Genomic DNA, 25970 nt, shown 5'->3' with positions numbered 1-25970 from the left:
GAAAGGGAAAACAGTGTCATTTTGACACTGTTTTCTGGTAAATGAATAATTATTCTTTAGCACCACCGAAAGCAGTATCTTTGTTTCTGTCGCCATCAAATTTGGCATACCCTGCTAGTGCTGAGGCGGAATTACCGTAGAATTTCCCATCGGTAACCCCATTAATACTCTCGTTGGCTGTGGCCTTACCTGAAAATCCGGCATTGTCATTTATATTGGCATTAATACCAATATTTAGTGAACCATTACTCAGTGAGCCATCCAATTTTTTGGTACCAAAGTTTGCGACGAGTTTGCCGGAGAGGAGATTACTGCCGCTATATTGGCTCAGACCTTTTACTGTATAGGTCGCAGTGCCGCCAGTGGGTAGATTGGTTGTAGCATCTTTACCTGCATAAAAAACAGTATGGGTAACATCCGATTTATCGGGCGTTTTTTGTGCCCATTCCCCGAAGTAAACTTCTGTATTGGGAACCTGACCGATATCGATATACTGGTTCTCGATACCGAATTTTGCACCATCCAATTCGGTATGATAGATGCCATTCTTGTCGAGTGTAGCGAAACCTTTCAGTTGGGAGGCAGGAAGTAATCGATCTTTTACTATGGGTAAAGTGATACCCAGAGCGGGTTCACCGTTTACCTCTCCGATTATAAGATGTGGATCGGTTTCTTGTTGGCTTATACCATACTCGATTTTTGCCTGAACTTGTGTAGTAAATCCAACAATGCCTAACATGGCGATTAATATATTGAGCTTTTTCATAAGCAGCCTCACAGAGTATTGAATGTCTTGTTATCCTGTCATAAGAGCGTCCTGAGCTTTTTGTGTGAAAGGTGTGCGCAAAAAATGCACAGCAAATAAAATGTATGTTGGCTAAATAGCGCTGTAAACCATAAGTTATAATGATGTTTCTTGTTTGTTTAATCTCATTGCTTGTGCAAATTAGCGGTGAGTTGATTGAAATTAAGTTATTTTTTGAGGATGGAATGGATTTGTGGATTTCAATTAATCCACTAATCGTTGAGGATGGGTATATACTGTTGCCCGTCCTGGCTTGCAAAATCCGATCAACGTTAGATTACATTTCTGTGCGACTTCAATGGCGAGTGAGGTTGCAGCAGAAACGGCAAATAAAATTTCTACCCCACAATTAGCTGATTTTTGCACCATCTCATAACTGGCACGGCTGGAAACCAACACAGCGCCTTGTTGCCAGCCTGTTTTAGCTCGCATTCCCAGTAACTTATCCAGTGCAACATGGCGGCCAACATCTTCACAACCACCAAGCAATTTGCTCTCTGGGTCAATCCAACCCGCCGCATGGGTACAGCCAGTGAACGCGCCAATTTCCTGAACATGTGGTAATTGGGCAAGCGCAGTATCAAGGTAGGAGAGCGAAAACGTTTGGGTGAAAGGCAGGGGCGTAATTGGGCGAAAGATCTCTGCGAGTTGTTCTGTGCCGCAAATACCGCAACCCGTTCTCCCAGCCATATTGCGTCGTCGCTCTTTTAATCCCGCAAAACGACGGCTGGAAAGCTCAATGTGCAGTTCAATACCACCGTGGCAGCTAACTATTGAATCAATCCCCCGAATTTCCTGCGCAGATGTAATAATCCCTTCCGACAAGGAAAACCCGATAGCGAAATGATCAAGATCTTTTGGACTCGCCATCATCACGACATGGGAAATACCGTTATAGACTAATGCGACAGGCACTTCCTCGGCCACCCAATCCGGCGTTGGACTGCCCAATCGGTCACTCTGTTTGGCGTTTTTTTGTTGTACATTAATGCGAGAAGCACCGTTGATTCCTTCCATGATTAACTTATTTTCTGACCTTTCATTTTCCATTCATGAATTTCCCTGTAGTTTGATTCATAATACTGTTCGTGTGGATATATAACGATTCATTAATTTATTACCACATGCTGATTTATTCAGGTAGCGATTAGCAGTCGAAAATAGATATCGTCGTTCTCAGAAAAGTGAAGGAAACCGGAGGCCGTTTTCTCCTCCGGTTTATTGACTTTTAGTGATTGATGAATGCCTTGAGCCTCTTATTAACCTGCTGTTTATCAAAAGGTTCCAGTGACTCGGTTGGGGATAATCCCACAAATTCTAATTGCTCTGCTTCATCTTCAGTCAGGAGTTTTTTTCTTCTCAACTTGAGCAAATAGTTCCAATTCCAAATGCCACCAGAATCTTCAGCCGGACATATGCCATTACCTGCGGTGACTTCAGGCTGGATAATATCTTTTTGCTGGACTTTCTCTACTGTTATTTGATGGAACCAATCATCACCAAAATCATATTGGTAGTTGAGTTCATCTCCAGCTTCAAACAGAAATGCACCGATGCACATTTGATCATAATGTTCTTCTGGAATGTCGATTCCTGCAATATTAAAACGGAATAGATGAGCGTTTTCCCAGCCCATGGCATTTTGTATCACTTCATGAAATTCATTTAGTGTTAGTTGATTGCTGACACGGAGCCGACGCCATACGGCTGGAGTAGCATCAAGTAAACTCACTTTGAGAACCAAACCCTGCGGTTCAATCTCTTCCTCTTGTTCCATGTAGAAATATTCAAAGCTGAGTTCAGACAAAGTATCAAATAAAGCAAACTTTTTGCGGTTTAATGCAGGGTCTCTGAGGGCATAGGCTAAATCTAAATATTGTTCTACCCAATATGGGGCTTGTGATGGCAATCTGTATTGTTCGATTGAAGCGGAATAAGTCAGACGTTCAGTAAATAGCTCGCGGTTTGCATAATAATAGAGCTTCAATAAATCCCTGGGTTTTTTCGCTTTCAACAAGCATTCTTCCGGTGCCAGCCAAGACAGTATTAATGATGAACCCATCGTCATGCCAAGGCGATTCTGATCCTGTCGCTTCGGATCAGCTTGATATCCGAACTTCTGGCTCCAGTGTTCAAGTTCAAATGCTTCTGGCTGAGTCCATTCGACGGGAAGTTGTGACAACCAATACAGTGAGTCGAGATCGAGCGGAGTGTTTTTATTTTGCTGAACTGAAAGTATCCACGGTAAAATTTGTTGCAGCCAGTCAGGGGAGACCGGAGTAAAGTCAACATAAGACTCATTATTGCTTAACTCTTCAATCAGTTCGGGGATGGTTCTCTCAGGAGCAATATTCAGTAAGCTCTCGCGGATACCAGATTTGAAATCCAGCATCATATTCATTTGATATTCTTGACCATCCAGCGTGATTGTCATCATCATGCTGGCACAGTCATTTCCATCAACATGAGTGACATATAATTCGTGTATCTTCGCTGTTTCCCGTACCTTATTGTGGTGCGACATCGCCTTTTTTTTCCAGCGCTTAAAACAGGAATGAATGGCAGGATGGCGGTTAAACCGTGCACACAGATTAACAAGTTGCAGGTAGGATAAATTTGCCCATGCAGAGGAAGGGCAATCGTCCAATGCTTGCGCACAGGCAAGGGCAATGGGTTCTTCAAAGTATTGAGTGAGTAATAGCAGGGCATCCATACCCCATGAATGCTTGGCGACTTCTGTCAATAGATGAGGTAAGGTTTCATGAGGAACGACGGAAAGACCACTCTCAAAAAAGTCGACGAATTCAATGCCTAAATGAATTTCAAACTGTTTAAATAGTTGGCTTAAGTTTGGGGATTTTGCCGGAAAAGTCGCTATGTTGGTGTTATCAGCATATTGGAGGATATCCAGGAGTTGGGTGATGTCAGTTCTGATATGAAACTGATTTCTTTTCAGGATCGATACACATAACAATACGCATTCGCTATTGATCTCGAACTCTTCTTTGGTATTCACCAAAATTTGCTCAATGATCTCTTCAAACAGTTGTTTGGTCTCAGCAGACAATTTGTTTGTTGTTAATGCAAATTCTGCTATAGCAACTTCAAGCCAATTATTAATGCTGTCCCCTATCTCCGTCATCGCTTCTTTAGGTAGCGTTAACACCAGGCTAATCAACAAGAAGACGTTTTCTGGCTCGGAAAACCATTGTATCTGTGTTTGGGTTAAAGAACGCTGTTTCTCAGGAGTATGGGCGTATTTTTCTATTGCAGATAGCAATTTTTCAGGTGTTAATTTCATTATCAACCTCTTCAATATATCGATATTTCAACCAAGAAGAGGGCTGGTGATCTATGCCGTCAAATCCACCTTTCCCCCTTTGCAATTACCAATAGTCTAACCTGAATTTTTGTAAGGCCAGTAAGTTTGTGTTGAAATTTATCCGGGTTATTTTCCAACTTACTGCTTTGTGGTCTGTAATTTGAAATCGACAGGATCTGGCAATGCTATTCCGTTGTTTGGCAGGGTAAGATGACTTGGGACGTACAATCAACATAACGAGAAGGTAAGATAATGAGTAATCGCATTGCTCCTATTCCCCCATTATATTGTTTGTCAACCTGAAAACATTAGCGACAGAAAGCAATCCATTTTCAAGTTACCTGAATTTTGCGGCAGAGATAGCACAAGCACAGCAAAAAGCATTGTATGACAATCCGCTGGAGATGGAATTGGAGGAGCTTCTTGGTCATTCTCCGCAAGAAAATCGTGTCCCACTGGATTGTAAAACGTTACGTCGTACTCAGCATTGGCAAAATATCCTGCGCTCTTTGATTGCAGAGTTACTGCCTACTGTACCTGAACATGTGAAACCCACCCTCGAAAATCTGGCAAAAAATTCAGCGCAAGAGTTAGAAGAGATGGCGAACGCACTGCTTAATAATGAGTTTAGCAAGGTCAGTGCTGATCAGGCGTTGTTTGTTTGGGTAGCGTTATCTGTCTATTGGACACAAATGGCCAGTTTGATCCCAGGCAAGGCACGGGCGGAATATGGAGAACATCGCCAGTTTTGTCCGGTCTGTGGCAGTATGCCGGTTGCCAGTGTGGTGCAAATCGGTACTCACCAGGGATTGCGTTACTTGCATTGTAACCTGTGTGAAAGCGAATTTGCACGTTCTGCGGGATGAGGGAATTTTTTAGCATTTTATTTACAGTATCTGTGACAATCTGTGCTATTTTCCATCGGGTTGGCAAACGGAACTCATGTATGGAATTCAATAGAGTATGAAAAAGAAGATAATCTCGAGGATTTATCTTGGATTGTTGTTGATTGCTTCCTTGATATTAGTGTTCGAAAAAAGTGGAGATATTTATCCTGCACTGGTGTCTGTCGGCGTATTCGGCATCATCTTTGGCCTGGCTTTTTTAGTTTCAGCACGCTGGTTATTTTCGGCAGTGTTAACTGGCACCTTATTTATCATCCTCAAATTCCTCAACCAGATAAAAATCCATTACTACAAAGAACAACTGATGTTTTCTGATTTGAATGTTATGTTAGATCCTTCAAATCAAGAGACTTTACGCCATTATTGGCTGGCAGGTATTGCTGTAGTGGTGATGCTTATCTGGTTGATATTCAACATAATATTGAGCTGGAAAGTAGTACCTTCTGCGCGTGGGATCAAATGGCGCTTCACCAGTATCGTTTTGATGGTTGTGAGTGCCTGGGGTGTCAATCTAACGGTTAGTGCCTATCATGCTCAATGGCAAGGGGAATTACCGAAGGGACGGGGAACGGTGACCAATATGGTGATGTCTGCCTCGGATGCACAATATCAGCCACCAAAATTCGGATCATCTGCTGATTATTTCTTGCAGCGGGCGAAACAAGTGACGTTGCCTGAACCTCAGTCAGAGGTTAAACCCGATGTAGTTGTATTGCTGCAAGAGTCCACTGTCAATCCCCATATTTACCAATTACCTGCCAATGTGCAGTTGCCAGATCTTTATATGTTCCGGCGTGATGCGGGTGTCAGTGCCCAAAGTCCACTCAGGGTACAAACCTTTGGTGGCGGAACCTGGTTATCTGAATTCTCCGTTTTAACCGGATTGAATACGGATGATTTTGGTTCACGTAAAAATGCGGTATTTTATTTTGTCGTTGATCACCTGAAAAACAGCCTGTTCCGGGCAATGAAAGACAACGGTTATTACACGGTTGTTCTGACACCATTTAATAAGTCCGCTTACCATGCGGGACATGCTTACAAGACACTGGGTGTTGATCGAATTATCCAACCGCAGGAGTTAGGTTACCCCGCAGACATGGATGAAAATTTGTGGAAAATCCCGACACAAGACATGTTGTCTTATGTGAAAACTATCTTAGCTAAGGAGACAGACAAGCCGATTTTTATTTTCTCTCTGACCATGTATGAACATGGGCCTTATGAAGAGAGCCATCATGATGATTATGGTTTGACTGGGAAAATTAATTCTGCAACGGCGGCAGGTAAATTTAGCCATTACATGGAAAAAATCGTGGCATCTGATCCTGCCATCAGAGATTTCAGTGAATTCGTTGCCAATCGCAACAAGCCTACTGTTTTCCTCTATTTTGGTGATCATCAACCAAACATCAATTTTGGTCACTATAACTCTTTGTTACCTGATCCAGCACATGTGACTCAGTTTACTTTGCGGGATAACCTGAAACAGGGAGCATCAATAACAACAGGCAAACTGACCGATATCTCCTTCCTCGGCGGAATGATTCTGGAACGTGCCCGCTTGTCGGCCCCGGTGTTTTACCAAACAAATATGATCATGCGCCATTTGTGTGATGGTGCCTTAAATGATTGTCAGGATAGTGCACTGGTAGAGAGTTATAAGCATTATATTTACCAGCAGTTGGAAGCGGCAGGCAAGGAATAATGTTATCCCTTCTGTCGGTGATGCTGCTGACAGAAGGGATGTGTTATAGATATATCGCTACGATATGGGAGCTATTCGTGAAACTATTCAGTTATATTAAGGATGTGCGGCGGTGATGCGATAAGTGCAGCGGCGGTGATGCGATAAGTGCAGCGGCGGTGACCACTAAGGATATATTCGGTTCTTTCCACATTGGCTTGCAGGATCTCCCGAAACAGTTTCAGCTCTGTCCGACAGAAGCCTTGGCACAATTTGGCGGCGGCACAAATTGGACAATGGTTTTCAAAAAACAGAATATCGCCATTTTCTTCAACAGAATAATAAGCCATGTAGCCTTCTCGGCAGCGGATCGAAACCAGACGCTCAACCTTCTCCTGTAACCCTGTAGCACCTTCCATCGCCTTTTTATAGTTGGAAAAAGCCTCTTTTTCACGAGCGCTGATAATCAAATCCATAGTATCTTCACCCAACTGATTACGAATAATCGAGATCAATTGCGTTGTTAACTCTGCATGGGCATCAGGAAATTTGGCATGGCCTTTCTCTGTGATATGCCAAAGCTGTACTGGACGCCCAACTCCCCTTGTTTCTGCTTTTGCTTCAACTAATCCCTCCTTAGCCATTTTCACAAATTGCTGACGGGCTGCTTCTCCAGTTGTTCCCAATAATTTGCCGGCATCAGAGGCTTGTAAGGCACCTTGAGTTTTTAGCAAAATTAGTAGCTTTTCACTCACTGTTTGCCCTACGATTATACTATTTTCCAAGTCATCGCTTGACATATTGTTGATCCCGACATTAATTTATTCCAAGATTTATCTTGTTTAATTTAGCGTAAGACTTTTCACAACTCAACCTGTGTTCAGGGCAAAAATTATGATAATGACTGAGGAAAGCCGCTGGAGGGATCTGTTTTCCAGCAAAAATGCACCGAGTGCGATAGCACTTTCACTGGGCGTGGTATTGATGGCAATTAATACCTTAATTGCGATTACTATTCTGCCTTCTGTCGTCAATGATATTGGAGGATTGAACCTCTATGCCTGGAATACGACATTGTTTGTCGTGGCATCGATTATTGGTTCCATTCTTTCTGCGAGGTTGTTGAGTGCTCTGGGCGCAAGAAATGCTTATCTGATTGCATCATTGATCTTTTTTATCGGTAGCTTACTCTGTACTCTTGCACCGACAATGGAAGTGATGCTGGTTGGCAGAACCATTCAGGGCCTTGGCGGTGGATTTCTGTTTGCCCTTTCCTATTTGATGATTAATCTTGTATTTGCTCAATCACTTTGGCCTCGAGCTATAGCGTTGGTTTCAGGGATGTGGGGAGTTGCGACTTTAATAGGGCCAGCTATTGGTGGTGTTTTTGCTGAAATGAATGCATGGCGTTACGCTTTTGGCATTATGCTTCCCGTTATTCTGTGTTATGTCGTATTTACCTACCTGATTTTACCTAAAACAGAGGCGCAGAATAAAACCAAAACAGCATTGCCTATTGTGCAATTGATCCTATTGTCAGCAGCAGTACTGGCGGTTTCTTCTGGCAGTTTGTCACCAGATGTTCGATTCAACATTCTCGGCATTGTTGCGGCTGTAATATTAATCTTTTTATTGATCAGTTATGAGCGTAGAGCTTCAGTAAGGTTATTGCCTGAAAATTCCCTAAGTTTACGTTCTCCTCATTTGGTTTTATTCACTACCATATTTCTATTGGTAGTGGGTTTATCGGGGGATGTTTTTATTCCCTATTTTTTGCAAATTCTGCATGGACAATCCCCTTTGGCTTCTGGTTACATGGTTGCTTCCGTGGCAATGGGTTGGACTATAGGAGAAGTACTCAGTGCTAGCTGGCAAGGGACAAAGATGCGGTTTGCAATTGTCAGTGGTCCTGTCTTCATGTTGGTTGGCATGTTGCTGTTGCTTGTGTTGCTGCCATACCAGTCAGTAGGGGAGTGGCAGATTATACTACCGATAATCCTGGGATTAGGCGTGTTTGGTTTTGGGGTTGGATTCGGTTGGCCTCATCTTTTGACCCTCATTTTGCAGGTTTCCCGTGATGCGGATAAAAGCATCGCTGGTTCATCCATTACCACCATACAGTTATTTGCCTCTGCATTTGGTTCTGCGTTGGGGGGGATGACCGTCAATTTATTTGGATTTTATCAGCCAGGAGGCGTTGAAGGGGCTGCTTCTTCTGCTTATTGGCTATTTTTACTCTTCTCCATTGCACCAATATTGGCATTATTAACAGCATTTCAATCAGCGAAAATTAAGGCAGAAGAATAAATTTATTATCAACGGCATTTTCATAAAAAAGTAATGCCGTTTTCTTGATTACGTGTGATGGGAGATATCCGTATAATAGTGGTGCTTGATATCAGAACTAAGGATATTTGATGTTAATAATTTCCCATATACCAAAGGATGGTTGTAACGCCAGAATAATACAACCGAAAATAAGCTGTATTTCTATAATAAAACATTTTTTTATACTATTTTTATTGCTTATCGGGATAAGCAATGTATCGGCTGGAGAGATAAAACAAGAGACAATAACTGTTGATGTTCCAGCGTTAAGCAAGCGTGTGGCAGATATCTCTAAAGTTCTGACGAAAGAAGAGAACCAACGCCTGACCCGCCAATTAAAAAAACTGCAATCTGAAGAAAAAGTACAGATGGCAGTCCTGATTATCCCGACTATTGGCAGTGATACGATTGAGAAATTTTCTTCCCGTGTATTTGATAAATGGAAGTTGGGTAATAAAGAAAGCAATGATGGCATCTTGTTTTTGATCGCTTCTGATGACCACAAAATGCGTATCGCAGTTGGTTCCGGTTTAGAGCGGAAATTAACCGATGGCAAGATCGCACGTATTCTACGTGAAGAGGTGAAGCCGGCTTTCAAAGAAAATGCTTATTTTGAGGGTATCAGTAATGCGATTAATTCAGTTGATACATTGCTGAAACTGTCTAAACAAACAGGGATCGATGAAGAAATAACGAAAGTGACATCGGCTTTCTCAGAAGAGGGTGGCGGCACATTCAGCAAGATATCTGGCAAAGACATTGCCGCACTATTGTTTTTTTGGCTAATCAGTCTGTTCCTTTTGCCAATGAAAGTCTTTCGCGAGGGACACTGGTTTAAGCGTTTCCTTAAGTGTGCCCTGACGATAGCGGCAGGAACCTATCTACTGACCCTGGTGGGATTGTTTTCTTCCATTCCGGCAGAGTTTTATCTATTAATCCTTCTGCTACCAGTGATTCTGGTGTTTTTGGTTATTTCTACGGTATGGTCATTATTGAAAAACCTATTCAGCGGTCTCTTTGGCGGCTTATTTGGTGGTTCTGGCTCTGAGCGTCCAGAAAGTGGCGGGGATGATAGCTTTTCCGGTGGCGGTGGCAGCAATGATGGTGGTGGTGCTTCAGGCGATTGGTAATTTGTTTTTGGTTGATTGGGTGGGGAGATTATCCCCATCTGTTGCCGTTATTCACCGCATTTGCAGGATATTTTGTTTCTCTGTATTTAGCTCTGGGGAATTCGGATTATTTAACATCATGAAAAATAGCTAAAAAGCCTCTGAGATTTAGAGGCTAAACAGAGGAAAACATGATATTTATAAAAAATTTCATTTACACAGTGATAAATTTTTTACGTAAGTTGTTGGAGACATCCACGATATTTTATCACATGTAATTATACCACTGAATTGATAAAAATGTGTTGCCATCCACCTAAAGCGCCATATATGTTTAAAGGTTTTTCGATAGCATAGATATAGCCCGTTACCGTCTGCTTTCCCTTCGAACCTTTTGCCTGACTTTATCCACGTCCTGATTTCTTTATCGGTGATTTTAGGCATTGTGCAATCTCCAACGTAAAAAATGGCCTTGTACCACTAAATAGCTTTTATGATCGCTGGTGGTACACGCTAATCATGCGCTGCGCTATTGTGATTCACTCTGCAATGCTCTGATAGTAAAAAAGCCAGATTGGATCTATTCATTGAGTATAGGTCTTAAACCCGCATGAATGCTGGATTGTTGTAATTCAATATTTTCTAGGGGTACACCCTTGGGTACACGCTAAACCGGAGTGTACCTCTGAATTGATAAAAATGTGTTCGCTGGTGGATTTACTACAATAATAATCACTAATGTAAACTACCCATACTCTTGTCCCTAACGGTCAAATTGACTGAGAGCAACCGAAAAATATTTTTCATCTGATAGTTAACCTATTGATTCTTTCGACGTCCTCACTTTGGCCTTACGGTACTATTTAACGTTTCGGTGCTGGTTTCGTCCATTGATAGGTTGATGAGGTCATTCTACGGCGGTGACGCTCTTTAGCCTGCAACGTCTGTGCTACTCCGGTTCTGATTGCCAGCCTATCCCGTCCAGTGAGTGATTGCCCCTGCTGGTGGGCTAATTCCATCATAGCGGCCTCTATCGTCTCACGGTTTAACATGGCTTCCCCTTAAGGTGTTGTGATTATCGCTATACCTTGCCTGTACAGTACGCATTATAAACCGTTCCGGTGCGTACTTGCTTGCGTACCACCATCAAGTAACAAAGTGGGTTACATCAGAAGCCAGTAACAACGCGGTGCTGAATCAGATTAAGGTAATAAAGCTGGTCAGATAGATATCAGGTTTTGACAGGTTCTAATATCAAGTTTTGACAACATCCAGTTATTGGTTTTGGTTGTGGTCAATGTGTTCTGCTTTAGCTGTTTCGGCTAATGTTTAGCTACATTGGCTAATGTGCGACTTAGTGTGTGCTATGAGCTTCTACTGGCTGGCTATATCTCTCTTCATCATGTGCGGTAATATGTGCGTCTGTAGGATCATGAAGCATAAAATCTCATCTGTATAACACTGTTATACACGGATATAATAAGCATTCATTGAATCAATAGCGGATTATTATCATGAGTAAATCTAACCTTATCGCCTTTCGCCTGCCTGTTGAACTTCAAGCCCTGTTTAATGAAGCTGTATCAGCTTCTGGCGGTGATAAATCATCGTGGATTATCTCAGCCATCAAAGAGAAGTTAAACCGTCCAGAAAGTAATCCTGACGTTCGTATGCTATCGCTGGTAGAACGGTTAGAGTCGGCGGCGGCCTCACTGATTGCGGGTAAGGCTGATATTCCACCTCACGCCTATAATGAACCGGCTATTATTGCTGTGGTGAATCAGGTGCTTTCTGAGGGTATTGATAACGGTCGTATCATCGCTGAACGGATTAATGAGGCGGGTTATCAGACTAAAGCGGGTAAGGCATGGGATAAAGATATCTACTCAGCATGGAAACGTCACAAAGATATTGCCGGTAACCTTATTAGCTGAATATGTTTACAATTGTTAACATCGCACTTTATCAAAATTTATCATCTGAACGTTATCGATTGTTATCATCCACCTTAAGAAATCTAAAGATTCAGCCATCAGAAAACTGTTAGGAAATGTTAAGATTTTGCTTTTTTATGGACTGTAAAAATCATCATTCCCTAACATGTCCTTTAATCATCAAAGTTCACGCTGTAGCTTCTCTATAATCGCCTGTCTGACAAACTCCGCACGGTTGCCCCGTGTCACTTTGCTACCTTTGATATGCTTGTCTACGGCATCAATAACGGACTGCTCACAGGTTACAATGAGGCGTGTTGTCGGTGTGTCATTGAAATAGCGGTTGGTCTGTTTTTTCGTGCTCTGTTGCATATATTTCCCTCGTGCGCGTACTGGTGACTAAATCATCATAGTTTACCGCCTTGGCTTCTGCGTTGGCGGTAGTGTGGTTAGTTCAGAATGCCAGAGTTCTTAATTTCCGCCTTCGAGATATTAAACAGGGCATTCATTGAACCAGTTTCCTCTGCGCAGACTTTGTAACCTGCGATCACCATTGCAACGATAAAGGCCACATTGCGGATATAGAAAGGCTCATCGGTATGACTGAATTTATTGGCGTTCTCGCGCTCAACGATATGCTTGAACTTATACGATGTGGTATACCCTGTTTTGCTGATCTGTTTGGTTTTGGCATTCATCAGGTTATGGCGTACCAGCCAGCGTAAGCAGCTTTCTACTTCACGATAAAACATAGCACTACCGATCAGTTGCTGCGGTTGGTGTTCGTATTCCTTGCCTCTTCGTGTAGCTAACCCGTCTGTGCTGAAATGGGGGAACTGGATAATCAGCCAATTCAGCGCCTGAATGATTTGCCCTTCTATCGGCTTATTTATCCAATCTTCGGACTTGTGTGAGGTGATCCCTTGCTGCCAGTAGTCTGAGCCACCATCTTCAATACAACGCCTGCCCGTTAATTGCCATTCGTTCTGCATAGCTTCGGTTGAGGCGTTACCGTCTGTTCTGTTTTTCTGGGCTTCTGCCCATTGTGACGCATACTCAGTAAAAGCAATCGTGCTGCCTTGCCGAAACCAGTGTGCCATCATGATCAACGTTTTAGAGAGCGTTTCAATATCATTGTTACTTTCGCAGTCTCTGGCGAAACTCTTTAACCGTTCACGCTCTTGAGACATCATTTTCTGGCCTGTTAACTGAGTATCCATAAGTTTTATCATGTGTAGCTGCCTCTTTTTTGCCCGCCAGAGAGTGAGAGGTTTCTTTCTGACAAGCGTTGATTGTTAATTTTATGTGTACGAGAAAATGGATTTTTTACTGCCGTTTTAGCCTCTGACGGAAAAAACGCAAAATAACTGTACCAACTGTACCACTTGAAATATTTTACTTTAATATCAACTAATTAATGTGGTACAGATGCGAAAAATAACTGTAAATAACTGCGCCATATCTGTACCACTGGCATTAAAGATCTTGTTTTAACTCTATGCCTAAGTCTGTCGGCTCAATCGAACCCTTACAGGCAACACAGGGCAATATCAACTCACAGGGATCTTCTTTGTGGTTCTGGACTTCAACAACAGCCCACGCAACCACCAGATCACTATCGCCATCATCAAACCAAACGCGCCATTTTCCAGTTGTAGGAGACACAGCTTTAACCACATAGAAAGGGGTAGACATCATAATGAGCACCTCTCGCCAGAGAATGAAAGGTTGCTTTCTGGCTGGCTTCCTCTCTTGAATGGATACAGTTGTGATACAGATAACACCGTTATTTTATGTTTTGTCTTAGAAAACATCACTCACCCCCATACCTATCATTTGAGCAAATCTCACTCTCAATTCGTTGACGCTTGGTAGCTCATAAACAATGCCTATTCCTCGGCCTCGCCTGCCTGAACTATCAAGCCCCATTTTAACCATTGTGCTACCCACACGCCGACGAGCCGCAGGCTCTGTTTCTTCCTCGTTATTTTCTTTGCACCACAGCAAATAGCTGTCTATCAGCTCACTGACGGGAATTCGTGCCATACCTCGGAACGGCTCATCTTTTGATAACTCGGCATATAGGTACGCATATAACCCGGTCAGACCGAACAGAATTTCTTCCTTAAGTGCGTCGGTCTGTGGTGCTCGGTGGCGATCAAAGTGAGTGATATCGTAATGGAGTAGATAGTGGAGCAATTTAGATGCTCCGTTATCATTCAGCCATTGATAAAGATTATCGAAGTAGGCTTTATCTTGTGCCTTCGTTCCGTCTGGCTCAAGTACCAGATAACGCCGTTCTCTGATGCCGGCTTTCAATGCCTGAGTGCTGTTACTGGCAAAAATCAGACGCGAAAAATTCACCATAGGTTCAGCGTCTATGCCTTTGCGCTCAAGGTTAAGTGTGGGTTCACTAATGATTCCTCGTAACTTTTCTCCATCACTGGCTTTTGCTACAGTGGCTTCATCAGCAAAAATTAACAACTTATTTGCCATCATTGAATTGAACTTATTGGTGATCTGTTCAGCACCGTTCACTTGCACACCATATTGCCCCAGTATTTCAAGCAACGGCCTGACTAATGTCCCTTTGCCCGTACCCGGAACGGACTTCATAGCAATAGCCACAGACGGTTTTTCATCGGGTTTTTGGAACAAATGTGCCAGCCATGAAAGCACATACTGGTAAGCTCGTTCATCACCCGCACAAATCACTTGTTTAATATGATTAAGGTAGGTACTACAATCACCCTCAACAGGTTCAACAGCCAGTCCCATGAACAGGTTATATACGCTGTTCGGGCATTTTTTAGGCTCAGGGTAAAAGCCCACACCATTAGGTTTATAGTTCTTCCCTTTCCATTTCAGCCACGCATCCCCCAGTGACAGTTTTTTAGCAATTCTCCCTTCATGCAGAAAGTAATTCTTAAATTGGGGCAGTTCCTCGAAAACATGTGTTACCCCATTTACCTGACACGGCTTTAAGCTGACAACCCGATGCTTACCCCCGATGGTGATATGCGTGTAGGTCTTGTTCATTTTCTCCAGTAGGGCTAATTCCGTGCCTGTAATAACTTCACCACTGCCTAGCTCATACATATCAAGTTCTGCCCCTACATAATACTGATACAACCCTACACTGAACGCTTGCTTTGCTGCCTCGATGCCGTGATGCTGGCGATAATCGTCCCAATCGGCCTTGTACTCTGTCGGCGGTAAAGTCACTGAACCCTTAACCGCTTTGGCGGCTTTCTCTGCTGAGATCTTGCCTGTGTTCCATTCATCGGGTTTAATGTCGTTATCTGCTGCGATAATGATAGTAACGTCCGCATACTGGTTGCGAAGCTGAACAGCAACCGGTTCTAAGTTTCCGGCATCCATCGCTGCCACGGTCAACGCATCAGGGCGGATTAAATGGCACGTTAAAGCGGTTGCCAGTCCCTCAGTAATAATCACCTCTGAGACGTGCTCAGGTGTGTTAATCGGGTAGTAACTACCTTTCTTGGTGCTGTCGGTTAAATGTCGCTTATCGCCGTTTGGCTTGATGACCTGTGCGCCTGCTACTGCGCCGCCTGTATTAACCAGCGGGATCAATAGCGAACCGTCCGCCAGTAATGGCATCGTGAAGCCTGATAGCCCCTTGTTGTTCAGGTAAGCTGATTCGCCTTGTTGAACTTGAGATAAAAGGTGGTTGTATCGCGCTGTGAAGCGTTTTTGCTTCTCTGCCTGTTGATTTGCTTGTTTCTTTTTGTGCTGCGCCTGCTGTGCCTGAATCTGAGCCTCATTTCTGGATGGCTGATAGTCTGAACGGGTATCAATTCCAATAATATTGGCGACCTCTTGAGCGGCTTCGGTCACACTTACCTTTAATACTCGCTGAACTAAATCAAGGCCATCACCTGCGCCACACTGGTTACAAATGAATGTGCCGTTGCCGTCCTTATCATCAAAGCGGAATCGGTCTCTACCACCACACGCAGGGCAGGCAGTATGCTGGTTTAGGGGCAATTCTGCCCCGATATTGGATAAAATACCTTGCCATTGTCCGTTGGCTTTTAGCTTCACTTCACGGATCACGTCAATAGCTTTCATTGAAATGCTCCCTTTGCTGCCAACGCCTCGCCCATGTCATTGATCATGCTTTGCCATATTTCACGCCCGTAACCAGTCAGATAGCCGTTGATGACGCATTTTTCCATCAGGTTAATGGCTATTACTTCCCATGCCGGGTAATTCTGCTGTAACGCTTCCAGTGTGTAGCTGTCTACCAATTGGCGAATACCGTTTACCCCATCGACAATAGCAACATTGATTTCTGTTTTACCCACTTGCATTGTGAAGTGATCGCCGCCGTTCTGGTGTGTGACCTCCCGATAAACAGCCGCCGAAAAATCGTTAGCCAGCGTATTGAGGCGAAAGTTTTTTGTTATCAGTACCATGCTATCCCCTCAGTGTACCGCTGGTGCGGCTTTATCCAGTGCGCCATTCACAACATCGAGTGTAAAGGCTTCGTGCATGTCATCCATCACCTCAACGCCCATCGGTGACAGCTTTAAAATGCCGCTATCGTCCAACATACCGCTGTACATTAAGACGGCGTTCTCTGTGCCTTGTTTCTTACCGAAACGCTCAATCATTGCGCCCTCAATGTTGTTCGCCATTGCGATGCGTTCACAGTCCATCAGTAACGGCAATGTCACGCCGTGATTGCGGTAGTAAGGCATCTTGTTTTTATCGGTGGTTTCCATGATGTAAAGCGTGGCGACCAGCCAGCGAAAAGCGAGTAAATCTTTCTCCTTATCACCTTGTGCATGGTCTAAATATTCTGCAACTAAACGCATTCCTAATACTTTTTCGTTATCCCATTCACCCGCATTGGCACGAGTGGGAATGTCTGCCAGCGGTATCAGGCCAATATGTTCAAATATCCCGTTCTCGTTGCGCTTCATGGCGTTGACGTCTGTTCCGATAATTTCAGTGTGATATTTACTCATGCCAGTACCTCCGACAGCTTGTTAATTTCGTTAAATTGAACGGTCATAAGACGCTTTATTCCCCTCAGCATGTGATAAGTATCACTGTCGGCCTGATTTTCTACGGCGGTGAGCAATGGGATCATCTGAGCCTGAATTTCTTCATTGATATGCTTTACATCGCTGACAGAAGCCGTGATGCCAGGATTAATTTTTATTTTTTTCATGCACCCATCTTCCTCACCCGCAATGGCTTCAATCAGAAATACAGCAACATCACCGGATAACTTCGCCATCAGTGACGAAATAAGCGATAGTTCTCTACTCTCTATTCGATGGGGATATGACTCAATAAGCTGGTTAATAAATTCGAGCTGTTGCGCCTTTTCAGAGGCTTGATGAATAGTGATAGGCTGGCTCATGCTGCGACCACCTGAACGGGGATACGCCCGGCAAATAACAAAATATAGTCACCGACAAGCATCATTCTTGCACTGTGCTCATCGGGTGCGGTGGCTGCGATACGGAAAGGTTTTGCTGTGGTATCTGAACGTTTGATACTCAAAAAGAGAAATTTAAAATAAGTTTGGGTAGGGATAGTCATCATAGCGACGATCTCCATTCGATGATTAAAGCAATCACCGCCAGAGTTCTCACGCTCAATAGGGGCGGTGACGTTATCAGAGGTGAGAATACTGGCTCGAATGGATACCAGCCACCCTTTCGGGTGCTCCGATAACGCCACCATTGAATTCGGATAGGCGTAAGCCGCCATTAGGTAGGCATTATCTACGACATAAAAAAAGACGCATTCGGCGTCTACTGTCGCCATTCGAGTATTCAGGTTCTCACGCCTGACACCAGATTTTGCTGGTGCGTCATCAATATAGCCAATGTTTGATGACAAAGTAAAGAAGTAATAATGACTATTTTTGTAATGGCTATTTCCTCGCGTAGTGATGTACGAAAAATCTTTACGCATAGTGATATAAGAAAAATCTTCGTTTACAGGTGTTGTGACCCCAGTAAAATCATCAACCTCTCCACCGTTCAAATGGGCGTTGAAAGCCCATATAGGTAGACTGACGCAATTACTATCCTTTTCTTTTCGCATACCGCTATCTTCCGTGCTCAAACTGTCCCCAAATGATTTCTTCTCCTTCCCCATGCCATCAGGCAACTGGCCCGAAATAATCGAGGCAGTTAAACGATGACCAGACTGCATATTTGCAGTGTGACTCGATCTCAATGGGTTATTAAGGTGTCCGAAAATATCCATATACCCGCCAGAGAGTGAGAGGTTTCTTTCTGGCTGGCTTTCTCTTTTTAATAGGTACAGTTGTGGTACAGATATGGCACAGATATTTAAATAACTGTACCAACTTAATACATTGATAAATATGAATTTATTTACAATTGGTACAGATGGTACAGTTATTTTGTGTTTTTGACCGGCTGAATATAATGAACTTATGTCACTAGCATTCATCAATTCGGCTGAGTAACCGGATGAAAGTTTGTCTGATTGAATGCCAGCCAGTAGGAAATCATTCACTTGGTTGGCATTCATTGATTTGCCTCTACGCGCTGCGCTAACCACTTTTGAGACAACCCGGTTAGCTTGTCCTTGCGGGCGTAATAATCCATACCTAATTCAATCAGTGTTGTATTGGTCTGTTCCAAATAAGAGAGATGTTCAAGCTGTAACTCGCTCATAGCATCACGGGGATCGCCAATAATGCCGTGGTGTTGCGCCCATTGTTTCGCTGTCATGCCTGCCAGAACAATACGGTTCAGCATGTTTGATTCATTGGTGTAGTGGCGGGGTAGTGTGATTTTTCCCTGCTCCATGCGCGCCATGTCTAGCGCTGAACACATAGGCTTAAAGTAATTCGCTACTTTTAAGCGTGATTTCAGCTCATTTCGTAGCTGTTTGGTCACTGCTGGAGCGACTTTGTGTAATGCTTCCTCACACTTAATGAAGTACTGGCGGATTAAGCGCCCTTGTTCGGTTCGCTCAACCATTGCCAGCTCTTTAGCCATGCTAATAGTAACGTGATAGTCTTTAGTTAATTGTTGCCTAGATTTTGCGCTGTCCGAATTTGGATAGCTCAAATTTACGACAACAGAATAATCTTGATCCTTCGTAAAGCTGTATTGATTAATTCTTTCACCCACCCATGCAGCAAAAGCACGTTTAACGCCTAATGCCTCATGTAATGCTTTTGCACTCACGCCGTTAATGACCTGCCCGCCAATCTTGCATTGAATAACGGGTAGCATTTCAGCAAAAGATAATTCAGTAATACCGTTTCGGCTGTTTTCAGCGTGAGCGAATCCCTGACCCATTACGGTCATATTTTTCTTTGTCATGTTAATTACTCTTTATTAGAGGTAAAAATGTGAACGTCCACGTTTTGATTTTTCTGATTTCAAATCGGTAAATTCTCTTTCAGTAGTGAACCTAGCCATCCAACAAATCAGGTTGGTGCTTCTTCCACATTTCGCCCTCTTCACGCTGTAAATCGGCTTTCTTGTTTTTGCAGGCTTGGAGGTCACGCCCACGTTGTGAGGCTGTAATATTATATTGCTGCTGACGCTTGGTGAAATCGTTCAGCGCAGCAAATGGCACACCATAAGCGCCAGTCTTACGGATAGACGGGATAACATCACGGAATACCCAATTAGTGAAACGATGGGCGAAAGTACCTTGCTTGGTGGCCTTGCGGCTACGAGTGATTAACTTGTAAAAACCAGACTCTGAAATGCCAGCTCGCTTGGGGTTTCCCTGAATACCATAACTTAAAGTTACAGTATTTTTTTCATCCAAATCTAAAGCTGTTAGGGCTTTGCTTGGGTTCGTGATCCCCAAAGCGTCACAAACATCTTTCGCAATAAACCACGGTTCATTGTTAATTTTAATTATCCGCACCTGTACACCCTCAAAGCGAATAACAGAAATATCCTCTGAGTTAATATACTGTTCTGGCTGTTTTTAGAGTGAATTTGTCCGTTGGCACTTAAGCCACTTTTTAAATTTTCCATGTTGATTACTCCATTATTCGATTGGGTACAGGGATAAAATTAATTCAGCTTGTGATTCAGACATGCCCTCATATCCACCCGCTTTAGCACGTTTATTAATGAGGCTCACAACCTTCTGTGCGTCCTGTTGGCTGCGAATGCGATAGCGGTAATGGCTGCCAATGCCATCAGGGTTCGGTTCATCTATGCGCTCTAAGGCAATCTTTAACGTTCTCTCTAATTCAGAGGCGTAGTTACGGAACGAGGATAACCGGCAATATTTCAGGCCGTCATTTTCGGTAAATCCATTAACGCCAGTACCTGCAATATAAATAAAGCTGCGCTGTTTCTTTGGTGTCCGTTTGGTTATAATGGCGGGGCAATTTTCAATGTCTGAAATATTTAAGCCGCCGCTACAAGGGCGGTTTTTTTTCATCATTACACTGCTTCTCGTTGTGCTTTCTTAGACTCTACCCATGCGCGGATCTCCGCAGCGTCAAAGACAGAAAATCCCTCTTCAAGCTCAAAGGGTAATGGTAGCTTTCCGGCTTTAATCCAACGGTTAAGTGTTGCGTCTGATATGCCTAAAAAGTCGGCTGTATGGCGTTTACGAGCATTGCCATTAATAGGGTATGGGGTATTACTTTTGGTGCGTGGATTGCGTTTGCGCTGGTATTCCATGATTTGCCTAGCTCCGTTCTGTTCGTGGCTAGGCATATTTAAGCGTAATAAACTGGATAAAAAAATAGGGATAAAGTATCAAGCATATGTTTGATATATCATACATCAATAATCAGGTTATTTTTCCTTCAATCCATCCCATATCTTTCAAATAGTCACTAATAATAGTCCTAAGCGTTAAGTCATCTTTTATTGGCAACTCACTGTCATCAAATAAAGTGGCTGCGTGATAGTCTAGGCATTTTGCAATTCGAGCTACTATTAATCTTCCGTCTGTTGATCTATAGCTTGTATTCTCATCATGTTGGTTATGAGGGTATAAGGCAAATAATCTAATAATGGCCTTATGTATTTTTAGCCTGTTTTCACGGGCTTTTATTTTTGTATGATGTGTATCAGTCTTCTGAGGTTGTTCATTTTCAGGTGCTTTTAATCGAGTTATCTCACCGCCGATGCTTTCATGCAGTCTATTTATTTGTGTTTTTGTTATATATAGGTCGACAGGTGTTAAAGTGACAATAGGTTTTACCCTGTCTTCAATAAGTCCCATATTTTCGTATAAATGAGATGTTAATGGGGCAACTGTATATGTATCGTCGTTATCTGATAAGCATTCATAATCTGCCTCGGCAAGAAAAAAATCTAATGCGCTTAACTCTACACATCCTTTTGTCTTTAGCTCGCCAAAAATATCTTTAGAGAAACAACCAAAAATAACCCATAAGCCGGATAGATAAACAATAGGGTGTTTTAATTCTTCGTATTCTTTGTATTCATAATGTGACTCATTGATAGGCTCACCTGTATTTTGATCTGTGGTAATGCGAAATTTAGGTATAAATCGGCTGACGCTACCTGTTCTTGTTTCAGGGGCTCTTGTCGTAAATATATGGTAACTTTCTACACAGAATGACTCCCAATCTTTTATGTTGCTATACTTAAATGGTGTGAATAGAGCTGCTTCATAGTGATTTAGTTTTATACATAGCTGTATTTTCCACTCCTCAGCAAAATGAAGTAGGTCATTTATTTTGCAGCCCAGTAACTCAGAGGCTCTTATTAAATCACAGTACTCCATTTCAGGTAGATTGTTCTTGTGCCAAACGTTTTCTATTTTATTTTTTTTACTACTCATCAAGTTACCTTTTACGCGCCTTAAGTATTGCCGTATCAGGTAGGTAAGGCTTCCCCACTTTTCGCCCCGTCAAGCTAGATACGGCTAACTTGGCTATTTTGCTTTTCGTATACTCAGTGGGATCACGTTGTAATCTTCGCCTTTCTCCAGCGCCACCAGCAAATCACACCATTGAGCTAATGCGGCCTTGCGCTCATCAAAGTAATCATGCCTGTTATAGATACCCTCAACGCCTCTTATGCGGTGATTTAAACAACGTTCAGCAACAAACGGATCAACACCTAATGCGGCTAAGTGGGTTCTGGCAGTTCGTCTAAAGTCGTGAATAGTGAAGTTAGGCATATCAATAGGTATTGCTCGTCTGACTTTGGCAAGCGCAACGGACAGGGTAGTTTCCTGAATATGTGGGATCATACGATGTTGCATTTTTCTTGCTGGTAGAACGTACTTACTACCACAGGCCATAGCCTTTAACTCCATGAACCACTCTATAACTTGTGGACACAGTGGAATATCTACCGCATCACCGTTCTTGCTGCGTTCTGCCGGAAAGTGCCAGACAGCCTTTTTAAAGTTGAATTCTTCCCATCGTGCGCCGCATAGCTCCATTTTCCGTAAACATAGGGCAAGTAGTATCTTAAAGCTGATTTCATTCTGACGGCTGATTGTAGATGTTCTAAACGTCCTCAACAGAATGATTAATTCTTCTCTGGTTAGCCATCTATCGCGTGATACCTCTTTCCCGCCAGCGTCTGCAACCTCGAAAGCTGAACAGGGATTTACATCAATGATCTGACGCCTGATACCATAATCAAATATGCGCCTAACCCATCGTAGAACGTCTGTCGCTATGGTTGGAGCACCTCTATCAACGATGCTTTTTAGCATTTCATCAATATGGCGGGGTTTCACATCCTCGATCTTCATATTGCCGATACGAGGGTTAATGTCTTTGTCTATTCGTCTACGGAGTATGTCGGGATGTTTCCAACGTGGAAGTATCTGACGTTCAAAATATTCAGCCGCGAGATCGGATACTTTGATAGCGTTCTTTTCAGCTTCAATCTTTGCCAGTGCTTCGGCTTTACGTTCTTGCTTTTCCATAGCAACGTCATAACCCAAAGAAACACGCGCTGATAGCTCTCTGGTGAGTTCTCGCGCTTTTGATAGTGATAGATCAATGTATGAACCTATCAGGACGGCACGACGCTTTCCGGCAAATTTATATCTAAATCGCCAAACAGGGTGCTGATAGTTTTCTCTATAGCATAAATATAAGCCGTTACCGTCCGCTTTCCCTTCGAACCGTTCACCTGACTTTATCCATGCTCTTATTTGTTTATCTGTGAGCTTTGGCATTGTGCAATTTCCAATATAAAAATGGGTGGGTACACCTAAATCACATTCGTAATAGCTAGGTGTACACCTAGGTGTACCCGATAATCATGCGCTATTGTGATTCGCTCTGCAATGCTCTGATAGTAAAAAAGCCAGTAAACACAAGGTGTATTCTGGCTTTGTGGTATGTTCTGCTATGTTATGAAACGTTATTCAATATTTTGGATTTGCTCGCGCATTTGCTCAATCAGTACTTTCAGCTCAATTGCAGAATTTGTCACATCCGCATTAATTGATTTTGAAGCCAATGTATTCGATTCGCGGTTAAATTCCTGCATCATAAAATCCAGTCGGCGGCCGACGGCTTCTTTTTTCATCAGGATATTACGTGTCTCTTTGACATGGGCATCCAGACGATCCAATTCTTCTGCCACATCAATACGTTGGGCTAATAAAATTAGCTCTTGCTCAAGGCGGTTATTATCTAACTGAATTTGTGCTTCTTCCAGCTTGGTCTGTAAGCGCTCGCGCTGCCATTGTAGAATTGCCGGCATTTGTTCTCGGACTCTAGTCACTTCCACAGTTACCGCATCCAAACGCTGCTCAATCAGTGTCTTGAGTGCTTGTCCTTCGGTTTCACGACTCTGGATAAAAGCATTCAGCGTCAGATCTAATTCTGCTAACAATTGTGCACTGATAGCATCTAAATCCTGCTCCTCGGCAGACATCACACCCGGCCAGCGTAAGATATCTACCGGATTAATTTCACCTTCATTACTTTTCTGTTTAACCCAGCTTGCTGCTTCAACCAGTTGTTTTGCCAGTTTTTCATTCAGGATCAAGGAATTTTGAGCAAAAGTATCTAACTCAAAACGCAGGTTACATTCCACTTTGCCGCGCGTCAGGCGGGAACGAATGCGCTCACGGATGACAGGTTCAAGGCTTCTGAATTGCTCTGGCAGGCGAATATAGGTTTCCAGGTAACGCTGATTGACAGAACGCAGTTCCCACGCTGCATTTCCCCAATCTCCCCTGATATCTCTCCGTGCAAAAGCAGTCATACTACGGATCATAATTCGTTCCCAATTTATAAAATGATGTGCGGATTATAGCGCTCTGTGTAGATGCAGGATAGGCATTCGCCGCTTTAGGCCGTATAATGCGCCCCTAAAATGTACGAACAACGGAGATCACACTATGAGCTTAGTAGGAAAGCGTCCAGCAGGAAGGTCAGCAGGGCAGGTGCGTCCTATTAAAATGACCCGTCATTACACCAAACATGCAGAAGGCTCTGTTCTGGTGGAATTTGGGGATACCAAAGTGTTATGTAATGCCTCCGTTGAAGAAGGAATTCCCCGTTTTTTGAAAGGCCAGGGACAAGGTTGGATCACCGCCGAATACGGCATGTTGCCACGAGCAACCAATAGCCGTAATGCGCGCGAAGCTGCTAAAGGCAAGCAAACGGGCCGTACGATGGAAATCCAACGCCTGATTGCACGTTCATTACGTGCTGCCATCGACTTAAAAAAGCTGGGTGAATTCACTATTACGCTGGATTGTGATGTGATTCAAGCGGATGGCGGTACTCGTACTGCGGCTATTTCTGGCGCTTGTGTGGCACTGGTCGATGCCCTAAATAAGCTAGTTGCAGAAGGCAAACTGAAAGAAAGCCCACTAAAAGCAATGGTTGCGGCAGTGTCTGTTGGCATCGTTGAGGGTGAAGGACGTTGTGATCTGGAATATATCGAAGACTCTGCGGCTGAAACTGACATGAATATCGTCATGATGGAAGATGGCAGAATGATTGAAGTGCAGGGTACGGCAGAAGGTGAACCGTTCAGCCATGATGAGTTGCTCTCATTGCTCTCATTGGCAAAAGAGGGATTGGATACGATTTTCAAAGCGCAGCGAGATGCGTTAGAACAAGATCCATTAAAATAATAAATAAATCAGGCGGCTGAAGAGTCGCCTTTTTTATGCCTGCAATAAATTTACCTGCAATATAGTAATGAATGACAAGAGATCAAAGAGGAGTAACCCCAATGAAAGCCTATCAGCGCGAATTTATTGAGCTGGCACTGAAAAGACAGGTACTGAAATTTGGCGAGTTTACGCTGAAATCTGGTCGCAAAAGCCCGTACTTTTTCAATGCGGGCCTGTTTAATACCGGACGTGACTTGGCGTTGATTGGTCGTTTCTATGCAGCAGCATTGCTAGATAGCAGAATGAAGTGCGATTTGCTGTTTGGACCGGCTTATAAGGGGATCCCGATTGCGACAACTACCGCAGTAGCATTGGCTGAACATCATGATATCGATATGCCTTATTGTTTTAACCGCAAAGAAGCTAAAGATCATGGTGAAGGTGGAACGCTGGTTGGTAGCCCTCTGCGAGGTAATGTTGTGGTTGTGGATGATGTCATTACCGCAGGTACGGCGATTCGTGAGTCAATGGAAATCATTAAGCAGCACGGAGCAATGCTATCCGGTGTGATTTTGTGCCTGGATCGTCAGGAACGCGGGCGTGAAACGCTTTCAGCGATTCAAGAAGTCGAACGTGACTACCATTGCCAGGTTTTTTCCATCATTACTTTGAATGATTTGGTGAGTTATTTGCGCGAAAATCCAGAGATGCAATCTCATCTGGAAGCGGTAGAAGCTTATCGCAAAGAATACGGTATTTGATGGTCAGTAATCTGGGGTGAGTGAAAAAAAATCCCTCGCCCAAGA

26 protein-coding genes and 2 pseudogenes are annotated in these 25970 nt (G+C 43.3%); 7 read left to right on the top strand and 21 right to left on the bottom strand.

All coding sequences use genetic code 11. The features are described from left to right. Nucleotides 1–49: 49 nt before the first annotated feature. The 3 genes from BDE27_RS05370 to BDE27_RS05360 form a co-directional block, all read right to left on the bottom strand. Nucleotides 50–766 carry a Slam-dependent surface lipoprotein gene (locus BDE27_RS05370; RefSeq protein WP_099132921.1) on the bottom strand — a complete coding sequence of 239 codons (717 nt, stop codon included), beginning with the start codon at nucleotides 764–766 and terminating at the stop codon, nucleotides 50–52. Between the two features lie 243 nt (nucleotides 767–1009). Next, nucleotides 1010–1855 (bottom strand): formate dehydrogenase accessory sulfurtransferase FdhD, encoded by an 846-nt coding sequence (fdhD, locus tag BDE27_RS05365; RefSeq protein ID WP_099132922.1) that lies wholly within the window; start codon nucleotides 1853–1855, stop codon nucleotides 1010–1012. A gap of 178 nt (nucleotides 1856–2033) precedes the next feature. Next, nucleotides 2034–4106 (bottom strand): plasmid pRiA4b ORF-3 family protein, encoded by a 2073-nt coding sequence (locus tag BDE27_RS05360; RefSeq protein ID WP_099132923.1) that lies wholly within the window; start codon nucleotides 4104–4106, stop codon nucleotides 2034–2036. Nucleotides 4107–4405: 299 nt separating this feature from the next. On the opposite strand from BDE27_RS05360, the pseudogene fdhE reads away from it, so the two are divergent. After that, a pseudogene (gene fdhE, locus BDE27_RS05355) lies at nucleotides 4406–4975 on the top strand (formate dehydrogenase accessory protein FdhE); the annotation flags it as partial. Between the two features lie 115 nt (nucleotides 4976–5090). Then, a complete protein-coding gene (locus BDE27_RS05350; protein ID WP_099132925.1) occupies nucleotides 5091–6740 on the top strand; it encodes an LTA synthase family protein in 1650 nt (549 codons plus the stop codon). Nucleotides 6741–6823: 83 nt separating this feature from the next. On the opposite strand, the gene BDE27_RS05345 is transcribed toward BDE27_RS05350, so the two are convergent. Beyond that, nucleotides 6824–7519, bottom strand: a complete 696-nt coding sequence (locus BDE27_RS05345; RefSeq protein WP_099132926.1) for a helix-turn-helix transcriptional regulator — start codon at nucleotides 7517–7519, stop codon at nucleotides 6824–6826. Between the two features lie 94 nt (nucleotides 7520–7613). Between BDE27_RS05345 and BDE27_RS05340 the strand changes: the two genes are divergently transcribed. Further along, entirely contained in the window at nucleotides 7614–9026 is a 1413-nt protein-coding gene (locus tag BDE27_RS05340) for an MFS transporter (RefSeq protein ID WP_099132927.1), read from the top strand. A 299-nt stretch (nucleotides 9027–9325) separates the two neighbouring features. Beyond that, nucleotides 9326–10177, top strand: coding sequence for a TPM domain-containing protein (locus BDE27_RS19385; protein WP_167450548.1), 852 nt, complete (start codon nucleotides 9326–9328; stop codon nucleotides 10175–10177). A 189-nt stretch (nucleotides 10178–10366) separates the two neighbouring features. Here the strand turns inward: BDE27_RS19385 and BDE27_RS20375 are convergent, their stop codons facing one another. Both BDE27_RS20375 and BDE27_RS05325 read right to left on the bottom strand, forming a co-directional pair. Beyond that, on the bottom strand, nucleotides 10367–10435 hold the full coding sequence (locus BDE27_RS20375; RefSeq protein ID WP_422645821.1) for a DUF1240 domain-containing protein: 69 nt from the start codon (nucleotides 10433–10435) through the stop codon (nucleotides 10367–10369). A 584-nt stretch (nucleotides 10436–11019) separates the two neighbouring features. Beyond that, a complete protein-coding gene (locus tag BDE27_RS05325) occupies nucleotides 11020–11208 on the bottom strand; it encodes a hypothetical protein (protein ID WP_099132929.1) in 189 nt (62 codons plus the stop codon). 462 nt (nucleotides 11209–11670) lie between these two features. Between BDE27_RS05325 and BDE27_RS05320 the strand changes: the two genes are divergently transcribed. Next, on the top strand, nucleotides 11671–12090 hold the full coding sequence (locus BDE27_RS05320) for a hypothetical protein (RefSeq protein ID WP_099132930.1): 420 nt from the start codon (nucleotides 11671–11673) through the stop codon (nucleotides 12088–12090). A 180-nt stretch (nucleotides 12091–12270) separates the two neighbouring features. Here BDE27_RS05320 and BDE27_RS05315 read toward each other — a convergent pair whose 3' ends face one another. From BDE27_RS05315 to BDE27_RS05240, 15 genes and pseudogenes are all read right to left on the bottom strand, one after another. Then, nucleotides 12271–12462, bottom strand: a complete 192-nt coding sequence (locus BDE27_RS05315; protein WP_099132931.1) for a toxin-antitoxin system protein — start codon at nucleotides 12460–12462, stop codon at nucleotides 12271–12273. A 77-nt stretch (nucleotides 12463–12539) separates the two neighbouring features. Then, a complete protein-coding gene (locus BDE27_RS05310; RefSeq protein ID WP_099132932.1) occupies nucleotides 12540–13322 on the bottom strand; it encodes a hypothetical protein in 783 nt (260 codons plus the stop codon). Nucleotides 13323–13566: 244 nt separating this feature from the next. Beyond that, nucleotides 13567–13788, bottom strand: a complete 222-nt coding sequence (locus tag BDE27_RS05305; RefSeq protein WP_099132933.1) for a hypothetical protein — start codon at nucleotides 13786–13788, stop codon at nucleotides 13567–13569. Between the two features lie 105 nt (nucleotides 13789–13893). Further along, nucleotides 13894–16182, bottom strand: coding sequence for a DUF5906 domain-containing protein (locus BDE27_RS05300; RefSeq protein WP_099132934.1), 2289 nt, complete (start codon nucleotides 16180–16182; stop codon nucleotides 13894–13896). Continuing rightward, on the bottom strand, nucleotides 16179–16529 hold the full coding sequence (locus tag BDE27_RS05295; protein WP_244208694.1) for a hypothetical protein: 351 nt from the start codon (nucleotides 16527–16529) through the stop codon (nucleotides 16179–16181). Before BDE27_RS05295 ends, BDE27_RS05300 begins: the two co-directional genes overlap by 4 nt. Nucleotides 16530–16538: 9 nt before the next feature. Next, nucleotides 16539–17084, bottom strand: a complete 546-nt coding sequence (locus BDE27_RS05290) for a hypothetical protein (RefSeq protein ID WP_099132935.1) — start codon at nucleotides 17082–17084, stop codon at nucleotides 16539–16541. Then, entirely contained in the window at nucleotides 17081–17485 is a 405-nt protein-coding gene (locus BDE27_RS19845; protein ID WP_244208693.1) for a hypothetical protein, read from the bottom strand. The genes BDE27_RS05290 and BDE27_RS19845 overlap by 4 nt, the downstream gene beginning before the upstream one ends. Beyond that, nucleotides 17482–18633, bottom strand: a complete 1152-nt coding sequence (locus BDE27_RS19840) for a host cell division inhibitor Icd-like protein (protein ID WP_244208692.1) — start codon at nucleotides 18631–18633, stop codon at nucleotides 17482–17484. The genes BDE27_RS19845 and BDE27_RS19840 overlap by 4 nt, the downstream gene beginning before the upstream one ends. Next, the gene (locus BDE27_RS05270) at nucleotides 18630–19436 is read right to left on the bottom strand and encodes an antA/AntB antirepressor family protein (RefSeq protein WP_099132936.1); all 807 of its coding nucleotides are present in this window, start codon (nucleotides 19434–19436) and stop codon (nucleotides 18630–18632) included. The genes BDE27_RS19840 and BDE27_RS05270 overlap by 4 nt, the downstream gene beginning before the upstream one ends. A 91-nt stretch (nucleotides 19437–19527) precedes the next feature. Next, a pseudogene (locus BDE27_RS05265) lies at nucleotides 19528–20108 on the bottom strand (BRO-N domain-containing protein). A 13-nt stretch (nucleotides 20109–20121) separates the two neighbouring features. Then, nucleotides 20122–20526 (bottom strand): hypothetical protein, encoded by a 405-nt coding sequence (locus BDE27_RS05260; protein WP_099132938.1) that lies wholly within the window; start codon nucleotides 20524–20526, stop codon nucleotides 20122–20124. Then, nucleotides 20526–20768, bottom strand: coding sequence for a helix-turn-helix transcriptional regulator (locus tag BDE27_RS05255; protein ID WP_099132939.1), 243 nt, complete (start codon nucleotides 20766–20768; stop codon nucleotides 20526–20528). Before BDE27_RS05255 ends, BDE27_RS05260 begins: the two co-directional genes overlap by 1 nt. A gap of 112 nt (nucleotides 20769–20880) precedes the next feature. Continuing rightward, the gene (locus tag BDE27_RS05250) at nucleotides 20881–21903 is read right to left on the bottom strand and encodes a hypothetical protein (RefSeq protein ID WP_099132940.1); all 1023 of its coding nucleotides are present in this window, start codon (nucleotides 21901–21903) and stop codon (nucleotides 20881–20883) included. 93 nt (nucleotides 21904–21996) lie between these two features. Beyond that, nucleotides 21997–23262 (bottom strand): tyrosine-type recombinase/integrase, encoded by a 1266-nt coding sequence (locus BDE27_RS05245; protein WP_099132941.1) that lies wholly within the window; start codon nucleotides 23260–23262, stop codon nucleotides 21997–21999. Between the two features lie 188 nt (nucleotides 23263–23450). Next, nucleotides 23451–24314 (bottom strand): YicC/YloC family endoribonuclease, encoded by an 864-nt coding sequence (locus BDE27_RS05240; protein WP_099132942.1) that lies wholly within the window; start codon nucleotides 24312–24314, stop codon nucleotides 23451–23453. Between the two features lie 124 nt (nucleotides 24315–24438). Between BDE27_RS05240 and rph the strand changes: the two genes are divergently transcribed. Together rph and pyrE are read left to right on the top strand one after the other, a co-directional pair. Continuing rightward, nucleotides 24439–25182, top strand: coding sequence for a ribonuclease PH (rph, locus tag BDE27_RS05235; RefSeq protein ID WP_099132943.1), 744 nt, complete (start codon nucleotides 24439–24441; stop codon nucleotides 25180–25182). Nucleotides 25183–25283: 101 nt separating this feature from the next. Continuing rightward, entirely contained in the window at nucleotides 25284–25925 is a 642-nt protein-coding gene (gene pyrE / locus BDE27_RS05230; protein ID WP_099132944.1) for an orotate phosphoribosyltransferase, read from the top strand. Nucleotides 25926–25970: the final 45 nt, after the last annotated feature.

Source organism: Xenorhabdus ehlersii, from assembly GCF_003610465.1.
In the GTDB taxonomy this organism is placed as follows: Bacteria; Pseudomonadota; Gammaproteobacteria; order Enterobacterales; family Enterobacteriaceae; genus Xenorhabdus; species Xenorhabdus ehlersii.
Note: the sequence above shows the minus strand (reverse complement) of the source record. Positions and strands in the feature narration are given on the sequence as shown.

Coding starts and splice junctions, on each gene's coding strand:
- BDE27_RS05310 (WP_099132932.1), bottom strand. CDS start 13,322: ATGATAAAACTTATGGATACTCAGTTAACAGGCCAGAAAATGATGTCT.
- fdhD (WP_099132922.1), bottom strand. CDS start 1,855: ATGGAAAATGAAAGGTCAGAAAATAAGTTAATCATGGAAGGAATCAAC.
- BDE27_RS05260 (WP_099132938.1), bottom strand. CDS start 20,526: ATGATGAAAAAAAACCGCCCTTGTAGCGGCGGCTTAAATATTTCAGAC.
- BDE27_RS05250 (WP_099132940.1), bottom strand. CDS start 21,903: ATGAGTAGTAAAAAAAATAAAATAGAAAACGTTTGGCACAAGAACAAT.
- rph (WP_099132943.1), top strand. CDS start 24,439: ATGAGCTTAGTAGGAAAGCGTCCAGCAGGAAGGTCAGCAGGGCAGGTG.
- BDE27_RS05370 (WP_099132921.1), bottom strand. CDS start 766: ATGAAAAAGCTCAATATATTAATCGCCATGTTAGGCATTGTTGGATTT.
- BDE27_RS19845 (WP_244208693.1), bottom strand. CDS start 17,485: ATGAGCCAGCCTATCACTATTCATCAAGCCTCTGAAAAGGCGCAACAG.
- BDE27_RS05290 (WP_099132935.1), bottom strand. CDS start 17,084: ATGAGTAAATATCACACTGAAATTATCGGAACAGACGTCAACGCCATG.
- BDE27_RS05245 (WP_099132941.1), bottom strand. CDS start 23,262: ATGCCAAAGCTCACAGATAAACAAATAAGAGCATGGATAAAGTCAGGT.
- BDE27_RS05360 (WP_099132923.1), bottom strand. CDS start 4,106: ATGAAATTAACACCTGAAAAATTGCTATCTGCAATAGAAAAATACGCC.
- BDE27_RS05270 (WP_099132936.1), bottom strand. CDS start 19,436: ATGACAAAGAAAAATATGACCGTAATGGGTCAGGGATTCGCTCACGCT.
- BDE27_RS19840 (WP_244208692.1), bottom strand. CDS start 18,633: ATGAATGCCAACCAAGTGAATGATTTCCTACTGGCTGGCATTCAATCA.
- BDE27_RS05320 (WP_099132930.1), top strand. CDS start 11,671: ATGAGTAAATCTAACCTTATCGCCTTTCGCCTGCCTGTTGAACTTCAA.
- BDE27_RS05345 (WP_099132926.1), bottom strand. CDS start 7,519: ATGTCAAGCGATGACTTGGAAAATAGTATAATCGTAGGGCAAACAGTG.
- BDE27_RS05340 (WP_099132927.1), top strand. CDS start 7,614: ATGATAATGACTGAGGAAAGCCGCTGGAGGGATCTGTTTTCCAGCAAA.
- BDE27_RS05255 (WP_099132939.1), bottom strand. CDS start 20,768: ATGGAATACCAGCGCAAACGCAATCCACGCACCAAAAGTAATACCCCA.
- BDE27_RS05295 (WP_244208694.1), bottom strand. CDS start 16,529: ATGGTACTGATAACAAAAAACTTTCGCCTCAATACGCTGGCTAACGAT.
- BDE27_RS05350 (WP_099132925.1), top strand. CDS start 5,091: ATGAAAAAGAAGATAATCTCGAGGATTTATCTTGGATTGTTGTTGATT.
- BDE27_RS05300 (WP_099132934.1), bottom strand. CDS start 16,182: ATGAAAGCTATTGACGTGATCCGTGAAGTGAAGCTAAAAGCCAACGGA.
- BDE27_RS05325 (WP_099132929.1), bottom strand. CDS start 11,208: ATGTTAAACCGTGAGACGATAGAGGCCGCTATGATGGAATTAGCCCAC.
- pyrE (WP_099132944.1), top strand. CDS start 25,284: ATGAAAGCCTATCAGCGCGAATTTATTGAGCTGGCACTGAAAAGACAG.
- BDE27_RS05305 (WP_099132933.1), bottom strand. CDS start 13,788: ATGATGTCTACCCCTTTCTATGTGGTTAAAGCTGTGTCTCCTACAACT.
- BDE27_RS05240 (WP_099132942.1), bottom strand. CDS start 24,314: ATGATCCGTAGTATGACTGCTTTTGCACGGAGAGATATCAGGGGAGAT.
- BDE27_RS05315 (WP_099132931.1), bottom strand. CDS start 12,462: ATGCAACAGAGCACGAAAAAACAGACCAACCGCTATTTCAATGACACA.